This is a genomic window from Pseudomonas sp. Leaf127 (assembly GCF_001423155.1).
Lineage (GTDB): Bacteria > Pseudomonadota > Gammaproteobacteria > Pseudomonadales > Pseudomonadaceae > Aquipseudomonas > Aquipseudomonas ovata.
In genome coordinates this window covers 40517-54190 of sequence record NZ_LMOA01000002.1, presented here as the reverse complement: position 1 = coordinate 54190, position 13674 = coordinate 40517, and the positions used below count along the sequence as shown (strand labels likewise).

The following is a 13674-nucleotide window of genomic DNA, read 5'->3' as shown; positions in this document are numbered from 1 at the left end:
ATTATACCGAATCAGGCCACGAATCGCGGCGTCAAAACTTGATGGGGACGGTTACGCCAGAGGTCAAAACCGTCGAGCATCCAGTTGAGTTCCTGAACGGTCAGGACAATCGCTTCGTCCGTCACGTCAGGCGACGTTTTAAAACGCTCGGACTCCAGGCGCTTGAGCCAGAGGCAGAAGCCGTTGCGCTGGTAAGTAGGCCGTAGGAGTTTCACCTTCAGCCTCTCGCAGAACCGTACGTGAGCCTCTCAACTCATACGGCTCCCGTTGCCCGGTCGAAACTCATTTCCATAAACATGCCAGTGCATGAACAACGATGGACAGGCTTTCTTCATCCGGTTGAGCCAATCAACACTGCGGCGTTTGTGCCCCGCCAGTGGTTTGTACTTCTGACGGGCCCAGCGTTGCAGCTTCAAGTCAAAGTGATTGAAGACCTTGCGCATGACCGTTTTGTAGAAAGCCCCATAGTAGTTCCACCACCCGCGCAGGGTAGCGTTGTACTGCTGTGACAACTCAAGAAGGCTGACCGGTGTTTGCCGGTGGATATTCCAGCTGCGAGTTCGTTGACGCATTCTTTTTAACGCCTCATTACTGGCCCCGGGCAGGAAGCTGGTAAACCGGCGTCCATTATTGCCCCATGCCTCCCGTGGCCGGAAGGTGAACCCCAGAAACGTGAACTGTGTCGTTGGGTACGCTGCTTTGCGGTTACTGTCTTTGCAATACACAATCTGCGACTTTTCCGGGTGCATGGTCAGCAGACATACCTCCAACCGTGCCTTAATTGCCGCCATGACCTCACACGCCTGCTTTTCGCTACGGCAGTGAACCACCGCATCGTCGGCGTAGCGTGCAAATGGACAACCTGGAAAAGTCCGTTGCATCCAGGCATCGAACGCATAGTGCATAAACAGATTCATCAATAAGGGACTGACAACCCCACCTTGGGGTGTACCGCTTTCACGCGGGACCTGAACGCTGTCAGCAGTCTCAAATGGCGCTTTAAGCCACCGTTCGATATACAACAGAATCCATTCATCCTTTATGTGATGCTTAACCGCTTTGAGCAGCAGCTCATGATCAATGTGATCAAAGGCTCCCTTGATATCGAACTCCACTACCCAATTGATATTCCAGCAACGCCTACGAGTGATCTCCACTGCCTGTTTGGCTGACTTTCCCGGCCGGTATCCATAGGAATCAGGATGGAACAGACAGTCCAGACTCGGCTCTATAAGCAACTTGATGGCGGTCTGAGCCACCCGATCGGCTACTGTTGGAATACCCAGCTTGCGTTTGCCTCCTGATTGCTTCGGAATTTCCACCTGCCGAACCGGTGGCGGAAAATAGGAACCCGACGACATGCGGTTCCAAACCTTGTACAGGTTCCGTTGCAGCTTCTGCTCGAACTGGGCAATAGATTGTTCATCTATCCCAGCGGCTCCTCGATTGGCTTTCACTTGCTGGAAGGCCTCCCAAACTGTCAGCTTGGAAATGCTGTACGACTTTGCTGCGCTCATGCCGCTCTTCCCCGCCGAAGCCGGTTGACGACATAAGCGAGCTGGGCAACGCCATCCCTTCGCTCCACTCTCATTACAAGAACTTCATCACTACTACGAATGGCTCCGCCCCTCGGCCTTTGCATCGGTATTCTTCCTTGCGGTGGTAGCCGCTTGTCATTTCCCTTGGCATCAAAGGCGAGGTTCTCACTTTCCATATCAAAGCCTGTATTGAGCTCATGCAGCCTATACACCGGCTGCCATCTGGACAGTAGACAGGTATCTTCCAGACTAATCCCGAGGCTACTGGGCGACCTCGGTTTTGACAGCGCTTGAATCCTTAACGATGCGTCTTCGGACGGTTTGCTTTCGCTCATCTTCTCAATACGTACCTGACGCCGTTATCGGCGCCTTTTCCAACGGTCGCTCACCACCACGCCTTTTGAACGCAGCAGCACCGGGCGGTTTGAAGCCAGCTCCTGCAAGCAGACTCCGGGAGGCCTACTCCCATCTTTGATACAGCATCGCTGGCTGATGCCAGCGTTCGTGACACACCCCAGTACAAGATTTTCACACGGTTGCGCGGTTTGTTGAGGAAGACAAAAAGCACCGGATCGAAGACGGCAACCTTGATGTCCAACTCGACCAGGGCAGCGAGGCCGTCGATGGACTTTCGGAAGTCGACGGGTTTGGGGTAGAGATAGACTTTTTCGACTTTTGCATCGGGTCGCATCATGGCGAACGGGCTCCTGAGAGAATCGGGAGCACAGCATCGAGCATCAGATAAGCGCTTGGAATGTGGGGTTCATGGAGCGCTTACAAAGGAGATTGAGCCGGCCGGTGTAACCGCCACGTACAAACCATCGCGGTCAATCACCTTGTAGAGCTTGTCTTGCGGTTTGAGGTTTCGGAGCTTGGTATCAGTGAGCATGGCTTCCACTTTTCCCATAAAAAAATACCATGCTCTGAAAAGCGCGGAAGAATGGGGTTTCCCCCAGTAAAACCGGGCCTCTTGGCTATCTCGATACCATGCTCGTCCTGATGAGAGGAGCATGGTATCAAGCGTCATGCATGGCATCGGATGCAGTTAGTACCCCGTACCATGCCATAAAAAATACATGCTTGGCGATGCAAAACGCTGCCTGAACTTGCCAGACTCAAAAAGCCGAAAGCCCGCAGTTACGCGGGCTCCAGGGCATTTCTTGCTAGTTGGTGCCGGACAATGCCGGACGTCCAATCATTCCCACTCAATCGTCGCCGGCGGCTTGCTCGACACGTCGTAGGTCACCCGCGAGATGCCTTCGATCTCGTTGATGATGCGGCCGCTGACTGTTTCCAGCAGCTCGTAAGGCAGGTGTGCCCAGCGTGCGGTCATGAAGTCGATGGTTTCCACCGCACGCAGTGCGACGACCCAGGCATAGCGACGGCCGTCACCGACCACGCCTACCGATTTCACCGGCTGGAACACAACGAAAGCCTGGCTGACCTTGTGGTACCAGTCGGCTTTGCGCAGTTCTTCGATGAAGATGTGGTCGGCGCGGCGCAGCAGGTCGGCGTATTCCTTCTTCACTTCACCGAGGATGCGCACGCCCAGGCCCGGGCCCGGGAATGGGTGGCGGTAGACCATGTCGTAGGGCAGGCCGAGTTCCAGGCCCAGGCGGCGGACTTCGTCCTTGAACAGTTCACGCAGGGGCTCGACCAGCTTGAGGTTCATTTCCTCGGGCAGGCCGCCAACGTTGTGGTGCGACTTGATCACGTGGGCCTTGCCGCTCTTGGCGCCGGCCGACTCGATCACGTCGGGGTAGATGGTGCCCTGGGCCAGGTACTTGATGTTGTCCAGCTGGCTGGACTGGGCGTCGAACACGTCGATGAAGGTGCGGCCGATGATCTTGCGCTTCTTCTCCGGGTCGCTTTCGCCGGCCAGGTTGTTCAGGAACTGCTCTTCGGCGTTGGCGCGGATGACCTTGACGCCCATGTTCTCGGCGAACATGGCCATCACTTGCTCACCTTCGTGCAGGCGCAGCAGGCCGTTGTCGACGAAGACGCAGGTCAGCTGGTCGCCGATGGCCTTGTGCAGCAAGGCCGCAACCACCGAAGAGTCGACGCCGCCGGACAGGCCCAGCAGCACGTTGTCGGTGCCGACCTGGGCGCGCACCTGGGCGATGGCGTCTTCAGCGATCTTCGACGGTGTCCACAGGGCTTCACAGCCGCAGATGTCGAGGATGAAGCGCGACAGGATGCGACCGCCCTGCTTGGTGTGGGTCACTTCCGGGTGGAACTGCACGCCGTAGTAACCGCGGGTGTCGTCGGCCATGCCGGCGATCGGGCAGCTCGGGGTGCTGGCCAGGATGTGGAAATCTTCCGGCAGCCGGGTGACCTTGTCACCGTGGCTCATCCAGACGTCGAGGCCGAACAGGCCGTCGGCGTCGATGTGGTCTTCGATGCCGTCGAGCAGGCGGCTCTTGCCGACCACGTCGACGCGGGCGTAACCGAACTCACGCAGGTCGGACCCTTCGACCTTGCCGCCCAGTTGCTCGGCCATGGTCTGCATGCCGTAGCAGATGCCGAACACTGGCACGCCCAGGTCGAAGACCGCCTGCGGGCAGCGCGGGCTGTCGGCTTCGTGTACCGACTCAGGGCCGCCGGCGAGGATCACGCCCTTGGGTGCGAACTCGCGAATGGCTTCATCGTCCATGTCGAACGGATGCAGTTCGCAGTACACGCCGATCTCGCGCACGCGGCGGGCGATCAGCTGGGTGTACTGCGAACCGAAGTCGAGGATCAGGATGCGGTGCGCGTGAATATCGAGGGCCATGATTCAGTCTCGTTTAAGTCAATCAGTAACAGTCGTGATTCAGAAACAACTCGGGGCTGAATAAAACAGCCCCGGTTGCTTGACGATTTGCTTGAAGGCTCAACCTACGCGGTAGTTCGGCGCTTCCTTGGTGATCTGCACGTCGTGGACGTGGGATTCGGCCATGCCGGCACCGGTGATGCGGACGAACTCGGGCTTGGTGCGCATCTCTTCGATGGTCGCGCTGCCGGTATAGCCCATCGAGGAGCGCAGGCCGCCCATCAACTGATGGATGATCGCCGACAGCGAGCCCTTGTAGGCGACGCGGCCTTCGATACCTTCAGGCACCAGCTTCTCGGCGCCTTCGGACGAGTCCTGGAAGTAGCGGTCCGAGGAGCCCTGGGCCTGGGACATGGCGCCCAGCGAGCCCATGCCGCGGTAGGCCTTGTAGGAGCGACCCTGGAACAGTTCGATTTCGCCCGGAGCCTCTTCGGTGCCGGCGAACATCGAGCCCATCATCACGGCCGAGGCACCGGCCACGATGGCCTTGGACAGGTCACCGGAGAAACGGATACCGCCGTCGGCGATCAGGGGGACGCCGGTGCCTTCAAGGGCTTCGGCGACGTTGGCAATGGCGCTGATCTGCGGCACGCCGACACCGGCGACGATGCGGGTGGTGCAGATCGAGCCCGGGCCGATACCGACCTTGACCGCATCGGCGCCGGCTTCGACCAGGGCCTTGGCGGCAGCGCCGGTGGCGATGTTGCCGCCGATGACCTGCACTTGCGGGTAGGTCTGCTTGACCCAGCGCACGCGGTCGATCACGCCTTTGGAGTGACCGTGGGCGGTGTCGACCACCACCACGTCGACGCCGGCGGCCACCAGAGCGGCTACGCGCTCGCCGGTGTCCTTGCCGGTGCCGACTGCCGCGCCTACGCGCAGACGACCCTGGTCATCCTTGCTGGCCAGCGGGTAGGCCTTGGCTTTTTCGATGTCCTTGACGGTCATCATGCCCTTGAGGGCGAAGTTGCCGTCGACGATCAGGACCTTTTCCAGGCGGTGCTTGTGCAGCAGCTCGCGCACTTCGTTCTTGTCAGCGCCCTCACGGACGGTGACCAGACGCTCTTTGGGGGTCATGACTTCGCGGACCGGGATGTCCAGGCGGCTTTCGAAACGTACGTCACGCGAGGTGACGATGCCGACCAGGTCGCCGTTGTGCAGCACCGGGACACCGGAGATGTTGTGCAGGCGGGTCAGGTCGAACAGGTCGCGTACGGTGGCGTCGGCCTCGATGGTGATCGGGTCCTTGACCACGCCGGCTTCGAACTTCTTGACCTTGCGCACTTCAGCGGCTTGCTGGTCGATGGTCATGTTCTTGTGGATGATGCCGATGCCGCCTTCCTGCGCCATGGCGATGGCCAGGCGAGCTTCAGTGACGGTGTCCATCGCTGCAGAAACCAGCGGGATGTTCAGCTCGATGCCGCGGGTCAAACGGGATTTCAGACTGACTTCGTTGGGAAGCACCTCGGAATAACCGGGTACAAGGAGAATGTCGTCAAATGTTAAGGCTTCTTGACTGATACGCAGCATCGCGGGGGCTCCCGAGCGGGAAAATTGGAAGCGCGCCATTATACCTATACACACCGGCCGGCTCAATGCAAAAACTCGGCCTGTTTGACCTCATGTCTACAAGCGCACCTTGACCCAGGACACCGGACGGTCCAGGCGGGCGGCAAACTCGTCGAGAAAGCGCTGTTTGAAGCCGGCCGCCAGCCAATCGTTGAAAATAAAGCCCAGGTTGGAAAAGCCGCACGGGTCAAGAAACAGAAAGCCGTTGATGTCGTCTTCATGGCGGCACAGCGGGCAGATGAAGTTGTCGGTGTGCCGCGGCATCCAGTCTTCCAGGCTTTCGAACAGCGCCTCGCCGACTTCCTTGCGGCACTCCGGGCAGCCGGCTTCTTCGGCAAAGCCGTCAAGCGGGGTATAGATGCAGCGCTTGGTGACGATCTCCAGGCCATTGACCGCCTGGCCGAACGGCAAGGCTTCGGGGTTTTCCACTACTTGGCGGGCGCCTGGGGCAATGGCGTAGGCCATGCGGTTGCCGCTGCGCCCGCAGGTGCTTAGTTCCGGCTCGACCACGTCCAGCGTGACCAGCCAGCGCAGGATCTTGCGTGCCATGGCCTCCCGTGCCGGGAAGCTGGAAATTTGCGGGACGATGATGCTCTGGCTGTTCATGGCGGCGGCTGTCGTGCAAGGAATCAAGGGGCGGCAGCTTAATCGCCCGCCGGTTCAGGTCAAGTGACAATCAGCCTAGCCGCTGAAGTAGCGCATGATCAGGGCGATGCCGCTGACCAGCACCAGCCAGGTGATAAACCGGACGAACGCCTCACGCGACAGCTTCAGGGTCACGCTGCGCCCGATCCACGAACCCAGCAGCATCGCCGGCAGCAGACAGGCGGCCAGCACCAGCAGCGGGATCTCGGCATACACCCCGGCCACCGCGAACAGGCCCAGGCGCACCACCGTGCTGCAACTGATCAACGCCCCCTGGGTGGCGCGCACCTGTTCCTTGGCCTCCAGCCGGCCATTGAGGTAGATGGCATACAGAAAGCCACCACTGCCGAACAAGGCCCCGAACAGGCCACCTACCGTGCCCATCGGTACAGCCCAGCCGGCGGCGAGCTGGCTGGGCCGCACCTTGACCGCCAGGCTGTACAGGGCATAGGCGGTGACGAACAGCCCCATCAGCAACAGCAGCACATCGGATTTCAGGTTAAGCAGAAACACCACGCCCAGCGTGCAACCGACCGCCATGCACGGCAGCAGGCGCAGCAGTTCGGCCTTGACCACCGAATGGCGCGCCGGCAGCAGGTTGCCCAACGCCGCGATGAAGTCGAGCATGACCAGCAAGGGGATGATCCGCGACAGCGGCATGAAGTGAATCAGGAGGGGCCCTGCCACCAGGGCAGTGCCGAAGCCGGCGATGCCGAACACGATGTAGGCGCCGACGATGGCCAACTCGATCCATAGCCAGTCCAGCGGCGAGAAGCCCAGTTGGGCGATCCATTGCAGTGTGTATTCGATGACCACGGCTTCCTCCCTGACAATGACTTTTGGTTCAATCTCTGCCGTGCGCTGTCGCTCAAGAGAGCCCACTGGGTCTGCGCCACAACACTGCCGCGTTGCACTGCAATACCTGTTTCGTCTGTACCGCAGCCATCGCGGGCAAGCCCCCTCCCACATCGATCGCATTAATGATGCGATCCGCGACATTGCCAAGGTATGCATCTAAAGCCATGCGCGATAAAAGCACCAGTGGTGGGCAGGCGGCAAATCGCTTTATGATGCCGGCCATGATCAAAGACCCTTTTGCAAGACTCGGCCTGGACCGGGAAGTCCTCACTGTCAGCCAGCTCAACGGCCGTGCCCGGGTGTTGCTGGAGGACGTGTTCAGCAGCATCTGGGTCGAGGGCGAGATTTCCAACCTCTCACGCCCGGCCTCGGGGCATGTGTACTTCACCCTCAAGGACGCCGGCGCCCAGGTGCGCTGCGCGCTGTTTCGCCAGAATGCGGCGCGGGTGCGCCAGGCGCTCAAGGACGGCCTGCAGGTCAAGGTGCGCGGCAAGGTCTCGCTGTATGAAGGCCGTGGCGACTATCAGTTGATTCTCGACACGCTGGAGCCGGCCGGTGACGGTGCGTTGCGCCAGGCCTTCGAGGCCCTGAAGGTCAAGCTTGATGAAGAAGGCCTGTTCAGTGCCGAACGCAAGGTCGCCCTGCCCTTGCACCCCAGGCGCATCGGTATTGTCAGTTCGCCCACGGGCGCGGTGATCCGCGACATCATCAGCGTATTCCGCCGCCGTGCGCCGCAGGTCGAGCTGACCCTGATCCCCACCGCCGTGCAAGGTCGCGAAGCCATCGGCCAGATCGTGCGCGCCCTGCAACTGGCCGATCGCCAGGGCTTCGATGCCGTGATCCTGGCTCGGGGCGGCGGCTCGCTGGAAGACCTGTGGTGCTTCAACGAAGAAGCAGTGGCACGCGCTATCGATGCCTGCGTCACACCGATCGTCAGCGCCGTGGGTCACGAGACCGATGTGTCGATCAGCGATTTCGTCGCCGATGTCCGTGCCCCGACCCCGTCGGCAGCCGCCGAGCTGCTGGCGCCGGACGCCAGCGACCTGCACCGCCGGGTCGAGAGCCTGCAACGCCGGCTGGTCAGCCGCATGCGCGAAAAACTCATGCACCAACAGCTGTTGCTCGACGGCCTGTCGCGGCGCTTGCGTCATCCCGGTGAACGCCTGCGCCAGCAAGCCCAGCGTCTTGATGACCTGGACATGCGCCTGCGCCGGGCCTTCGACCACAGCCTGCGCAAGCAGCAGACCCAGGTGGCGCACCTGCAAAGCCGCCTGGCGGCGCAGCATCCCGGCCGGACCCTGGCCTTTCTACGCCAGCGCCTGGACACCCTGGCCGAACGCTTGCCACGGGCGATTCGTGAACAGCTCAAGGCAAGGCGCCTGCAGTTGCAGCATCAGGTGCAAACCCTGCAAGTGGTCAGCCCCCTGGCCACGCTGGGACGCGGCTACAGCATCCTGCTCGACGAACGCGGTCAGGCGGTGCGCCGTGCCGACCAGACCCATACCGGCCAACGCCTCACCGCGCGCCTCAGCGAGGGCGAATTGCAGGTGCGCGTCGAAGACAACCACCTGACGCCCGTGACCCTTTCTCTTCTGGACTGACTTGCCGATGCTACGTTTTATTGCACCGTTGCTGGCCCTGTTGTTAAGCCTGCCCGCCCACGCCGACAGCTTTATAACCCGCACCCTGAACAAGCCGGTCCCCGGCGGCGTTGCGGTCATCGACTTGGGTGGCGGCGCCCAGCCGCCCACCGCCACGTATGAAGGCAAGCCGGTTCTGGTGGTCAAGGAACAGGACACCCGCTGGCTGGCGATTGTCGGCATTCCCTTGACCGTCAAGCCGGGCAAGCAGCAGGTGCTCAGCGGCAATCGCGCGCTGCCCTTTACCGTCGGCAGCAAGAAATACAAAGAACAGCGCATCACCTTGAAGAATCAGAGCCAGGTGACGCCCAACGCCGAGCAGACCAAACGCTACGAGCGCGAGCTGGCCGAGCAGTTGCAGGCCTATCGCAGCTTCAGCCCTGGCACACCGAGCAACCTGATTCTCGACAAACCGGTCAACGGCCCGCTGTCGAGCCGCTTCGGGGTGCGCCGCTTCTTCAACGGCGAAGAGCGCAACCCGCATTCGGGGCTGGATTTCGCGGTACCGGCCGGTACACCGGTCAAATCGCCCGCCGCTGGCAAAGTGATTCTGACCGGTGACTACTTCTTCAATGGCCAGACCGTGTTCGTCGACCACGGCCAGGGCTTCATCAGCATGTTCTGCCACTTGTCGAAGATCGACGTGAAGGTCGGCGATGCGGTGTCTCGCGGCGGCGTGGTCGGCAAGGTCGGCGCTACAGGCCGCGCCACCGGGCCGCACATGCACTGGAATGTGAGCCTCAACGATGCCCGGGTGGACCCGGCGATCTTCATTGGCGCGTTCGAGCCGTAACAGCGGCTTTACCGCCAGGGCGCCTCTCACTTGCGCCCTGGCGTAGCGACCAGCAATAAAAAATTGTTTCATGGTCGTTTAACGCTAAAAAAATTCGCCATAAGTGCATTACAGAAGATTTCTATCAATTTTTTCCGGGTGCTTGCCAACATTCACCCCAATGAGTACGGTTGGCCACATGAAAACCTCTCACACCCTCATTCTGTTGCGCCAGCACGCCTGCCTCGACCTGGTCAGCGCCCGACTGCCAGGCTAGATCGCGTCGCCTCGCCCTGCACCACATTCAATTGGTTGGCCGCCTCTACCACGGCCCATTCAGTACAAAGGATCAGCCCGATGACCATGCTCAAAGACCCTTCGAAGAAGTACCGTGCCTTCGCGACCATCGACTTGCCGGATCGCACCTGGCCTTCGAAGTCCATCACCCAGGCGCCTATCTGGTGCAGCTCTGACCTGCGCGACGGCAACCAGTCGCTGATCGAGCCGATGGACGCGGTCAAGAAACTGCGCTTCTGGAAGACGCTGGTGAGCATCGGCGTCAAGGAAATCGAAGCGTCGTTCCCGTCCGCCTCGCAGACCGACTTCGATTTCGTGCGCACCCTGATCGAAGACAACCACATCCCGGAAGACACCACCATCCAGGTGCTGACCCAGGCCCGTGAAGACCTGATTGCCCGCACATTCGAATCCCTGCGCGGCGCGAAAAAAGCCATCGTTCACCTGTACAACGCCACCTGCCCGTCGTTTCGCCGCATCGTGTTCAACCAGGACAAGCAAGGCGTGAAGGACATTGCGGTGAATGCCGCCAAGCTGTTCGTCAAGTACGCCGCCCAGCAGCCTGAAACCCAGTGGACGTTCCAGTACTCGCCGGAAACCTTCAGCGCCACCGAGCTTGAGTTCGCCAAGGAAGTCTGCGACGCGGTGATCGAGGTCTGGAACCCGACGCCCGAGCACAAGATCATCCTCAACCTGCCGGCCACGGTCGAAGTGTCGACGCCGAACATCTACGCCGACCAGATCGAGTGGTTCGGCCGCCATGTCAACCGTCGCGACAGCGTGATCATCAGCCTGCACACCCACAACGACCGTGGCACCGGCGTGGCCGCGACCGAGCTGGGCCTGATGGCCGGCGCTGACCGCGTCGAAGGCTGCCTGTTCGGCAACGGCGAGCGTACCGGCAACGTCGACCTGGTGACCCTGGGCCTGAACCTCTACACCCAGGGCGTGCACCCTGAGCTGGACTTCTCGGACATCGACGGCATCCGCAAGGTGGTCGAGGAGTGCAACCAGATTCCGGTGCACCCACGTCATCCGTATGTGGGCGACCTGGTGCACACCGCGTTCTCCGGCTCGCACCAGGATGCGATCCGCAAGGGCTTCACCCAGCAGAAACCGGACACCCTGTGGGAAGTGCCGTACCTGCCGATCGACCCGGCCGACATCGGCCGCAGCTACGAGGCGGTGATTCGCGTCAACAGCCAGTCGGGCAAGGGTGGCATCACTTACCTGCTGGAACAGGAATACGGCATTTCGCTGCCGCGCCGCATGCAGATCGAGTTCAGCCAGGTGGTTCAGGGCGAAACCGATCGCCTGGGCCTGGAAATGACCGCGCAGCAGATCTACGCCCTGTTCAAGCGCGAGTACCTGCAGGCCAACAAGCCGTATGCGCTGATCAGCCATCGCCTGCAGGAAGAGAACAACATCAGCAACGTCGACGCTGAAGTGAACGTCAATGACGAGACCCAGCGCTGGAAAGGCAAGGGCAACGGCGCGCTGGAAGCGCTGGTGTCGAGCCTGCCGGTGGCGGTCGAGATCATGGATTACAACGAGCACGCCATCGGTGCCGGCACCACGGCCAAGGCAGCGGCCTATATCGAATTGCGCGTCAACGGTGAACGTGCCGTGCACGGCGTGGGCATCGATGAAAACATCACCACGGCCAGCTTCCGCGCGCTGTTCAGCGCCCTGAACCGCTCGCTGAGCCAGTCGCCAGGCAAGGCCGAAGCGGCCTGATCCCCTCCCCCATCTTCGCCCTTTCTGCACCGCCACGGTGCAAAGGGTGAAGATTGTGGGGCGATAACGCCCCACCTCAGTGCATCTTGCATTTCTCGCATACCCCCCGCAGATTCGGCATAAGGCACGGCAAAAACGCTGTGATAGCATTATGTCCTTAAACGATTCAGGTACCTGTGTTCAGCCCCATGACCTTTTGGCGTCATCGGATCTGGCTTGAGCCTTGCCTCTTTTTTGCTGTACTTCATTTCCGACACTTCGATGACTAGCGCACGATTTTCCATTGAAAATCCTGCACGGAGCGACCTGCCGTCTATTGAAAAATCATCAGCTGCGGCCCTGCCGAGCTGACCCTGCCCTCCACGGAGCGACTATGCCCAAGGCTTCCCATCAAGACCTGCGCCGTAACTTCCGCGCACTGACCTCTTCCAGCACCTGCTACCGCACCGCCTCGGTGTTTGACCCCATGTCGGCCCGCATTGCGGCGGACCTGGGCTTTGAGGTCGGCATCCTTGGCGGTTCCGTGGCGTCCTTGCAAGTATTGGCCGCGCCAGACTTTGCCTTGATCACCCTGAGCGAATTCGTCGAACAGGCGACCCGCATCGGTCGCGTGGCCCAGTTGCCGTTCATTGCCGATGCCGACCACGGGTATGGCAACGCCCTGAATGTCATGCGCACCGTGACCGAGCTGGAGCGTGCCGGCGTTGCGGCGCTGACCATCGAAGACACGCTGCTGCCAGCCCAGTTCGGCCGCAAGTCCACCGACCTGATTCCGGTCGACGAAGGCGTGGGCAAGATGCGCGCCGCTCTGGAAGCACGTTGCGATGCCGAGCTGTCGATTTTCGCCCGTACCAACGCGACCATCCTGCCGGTCAGCGAAACCATCGACCGCATGCAGCAGTACCAGGCCACGGGTGTGGATGGCATCACCGTGGTGGGCGTGCGTGATTTCGAGCACCTGGCGCAGATCAGCGAAGGCGTGACCGTGCCGCTGATGCTGGTGACCTATGGCAACCCGGCCCTGCTGGACAACCAGCGCCTGGCTGAAATGGGCGTGCGCGTCTGCGTGGATGGCCATGCGGCCTACTTTGCCGCCATCAAGGCCACCTACGACAGCCTGCGGGCCCAGCGGCAGATCACTTGCAGCACCTCGGAGATGAGCGCCACCGAACTGACCCACACCTACACCCAGCCCGAAGACTATGTGCAGTGGGCGCGCAAGTTCATGAACGTGAACGAGTAACCGAGTACGCAACGAAAAGCCTTATCGCGCAGCAAACACCCGATCTGTAGGAGCGACCAACGGTCGCGAAAAGACCCACATAATTCACTGCGGCCTTCGCGACCGCCGGTCGCTCCTACGGACATGACTTTCATGCCGATCAGGCCTTGGTATCGACACTGCCACCGATCAGCTCCAGCAGGCTGGCCTGCAGGGTCTGCAGATTGGCGCTGGCGGCGACGATCTGCGACTGGATGGCCATCGACTGCTGGGCCTTGGTGTCGTCGTCGGCACCGCCCTTCTGCACGGCTGCCAGTTGCTCTTGCAGTTTTTCGAGCATTTCCTGGGTGTCTTCGATCTGCTTCTTGATCTGTTCGATCATCTGCTCTTTGGGCGATCCACCCGAACTCTTGCTGGCCTCGCTGACTTGGGTCCCGCTCATGTCAGCGGTGATTTTTTCAGGGGCAGCGGTCTTGGTCTCGTCAGTCTGAGCAGCGTCCGGCTTCTTGATCGCTGCAGTGAAGGCACTGTTGTAGGTGCTCAGCGAACTGGTGTTGATGGTCGTCATGACGAACTCCTTTCAG

12 protein-coding genes and 1 pseudogene are annotated in these 13674 nt (G+C 60.8%); 4 read left to right on the top strand and 9 right to left on the bottom strand.

The window, feature by feature from the left end:
• Nucleotides 1–11 precede the first annotated feature (11 nt).
• The 8 genes and pseudogenes from tnpB (ASF84_RS28295) to ASF84_RS03940 form a co-directional block, all read right to left on the bottom strand.
• The gene (tnpB, locus tag ASF84_RS28295; protein ID WP_236709357.1) at nt 12–215 is read right to left on the bottom strand and encodes a transposase; all 204 of its coding nucleotides are present in this window, start codon (nt 213–215) and stop codon (nt 12–14) included.
• Nucleotides 216–248: 33 nt separating this feature from the next.
• The gene (gene ltrA / locus ASF84_RS03965; protein WP_056835475.1) at nt 249–1517 is read right to left on the bottom strand and encodes a group II intron reverse transcriptase/maturase; all 1269 of its coding nucleotides are present in this window, start codon (nt 1515–1517) and stop codon (nt 249–251) included.
• A gap of 406 nt (nt 1518–1923) precedes the next feature.
• Nucleotides 1924–2232: an IS66 family insertion sequence element accessory protein TnpB gene (gene tnpB / locus ASF84_RS03960; protein ID WP_056835473.1), complete on the bottom strand. Its 309-nt coding sequence runs from the start codon at nt 2230–2232 to the stop codon at nt 1924–1926.
• 84 nt (nt 2233–2316) lie between these two features.
• Nucleotides 2317–2427: pseudogene (locus ASF84_RS29360) on the bottom strand (Arm DNA-binding domain-containing protein); the annotation flags it as partial.
• Between the two features lie 306 nt (nt 2428–2733).
• On the bottom strand, nt 2734–4311 hold the full coding sequence (gene guaA / locus ASF84_RS03955; protein ID WP_056835471.1) for a glutamine-hydrolyzing GMP synthase: 1578 nt from the start codon (nt 4309–4311) through the stop codon (nt 2734–2736).
• A 99-nt stretch (nt 4312–4410) separates the two neighbouring features.
• On the bottom strand, nt 4411–5880 hold the full coding sequence (gene guaB / locus ASF84_RS03950; protein WP_056835469.1) for an IMP dehydrogenase: 1470 nt from the start codon (nt 5878–5880) through the stop codon (nt 4411–4413).
• 96 nt (nt 5881–5976) lie between these two features.
• Nucleotides 5977–6525, bottom strand: coding sequence for a hypothetical protein (locus ASF84_RS03945; protein WP_056835467.1), 549 nt, complete (start codon nt 6523–6525; stop codon nt 5977–5979).
• Between the two features lie 75 nt (nt 6526–6600).
• Entirely contained in the window at nt 6601–7374 is a 774-nt protein-coding gene (locus ASF84_RS03940; RefSeq protein ID WP_056835663.1) for a sulfite exporter TauE/SafE family protein, read from the bottom strand.
• A 269-nt stretch (nt 7375–7643) separates the two neighbouring features.
• Here ASF84_RS03940 and xseA point away from each other — a divergent pair, with 269 nt between their 5' ends.
• From xseA to ASF84_RS03920, 4 genes are all read left to right on the top strand, one after another.
• Nucleotides 7644–9023 carry an exodeoxyribonuclease VII large subunit gene (gene xseA / locus ASF84_RS03935; RefSeq protein WP_161959179.1) on the top strand — a complete coding sequence of 460 codons (1380 nt, stop codon included), beginning with the start codon at nt 7644–7646 and terminating at the stop codon, nt 9021–9023.
• A gap of 7 nt (nt 9024–9030) precedes the next feature.
• Entirely contained in the window at nt 9031–9855 is an 825-nt protein-coding gene (locus tag ASF84_RS03930; protein WP_056835462.1) for a peptidoglycan DD-metalloendopeptidase family protein, read from the top strand.
• A gap of 336 nt (nt 9856–10191) precedes the next feature.
• Nucleotides 10192–11868 carry a 2-isopropylmalate synthase gene (leuA, locus tag ASF84_RS03925; RefSeq protein WP_056835460.1) on the top strand — a complete coding sequence of 559 codons (1677 nt, stop codon included), beginning with the start codon at nt 10192–10194 and terminating at the stop codon, nt 11866–11868.
• A gap of 373 nt (nt 11869–12241) precedes the next feature.
• Entirely contained in the window at nt 12242–13111 is an 870-nt protein-coding gene (locus tag ASF84_RS03920; protein ID WP_056835458.1) for an isocitrate lyase/PEP mutase family protein, read from the top strand.
• 139 nt (nt 13112–13250) lie between these two features.
• Here ASF84_RS03920 and ASF84_RS03915 read toward each other — a convergent pair whose 3' ends face one another.
• A complete protein-coding gene (locus tag ASF84_RS03915) occupies nt 13251–13658 on the bottom strand; it encodes a hypothetical protein (RefSeq protein ID WP_056835456.1) in 408 nt (135 codons plus the stop codon).
• Nucleotides 13659–13674: the final 16 nt, after the last annotated feature.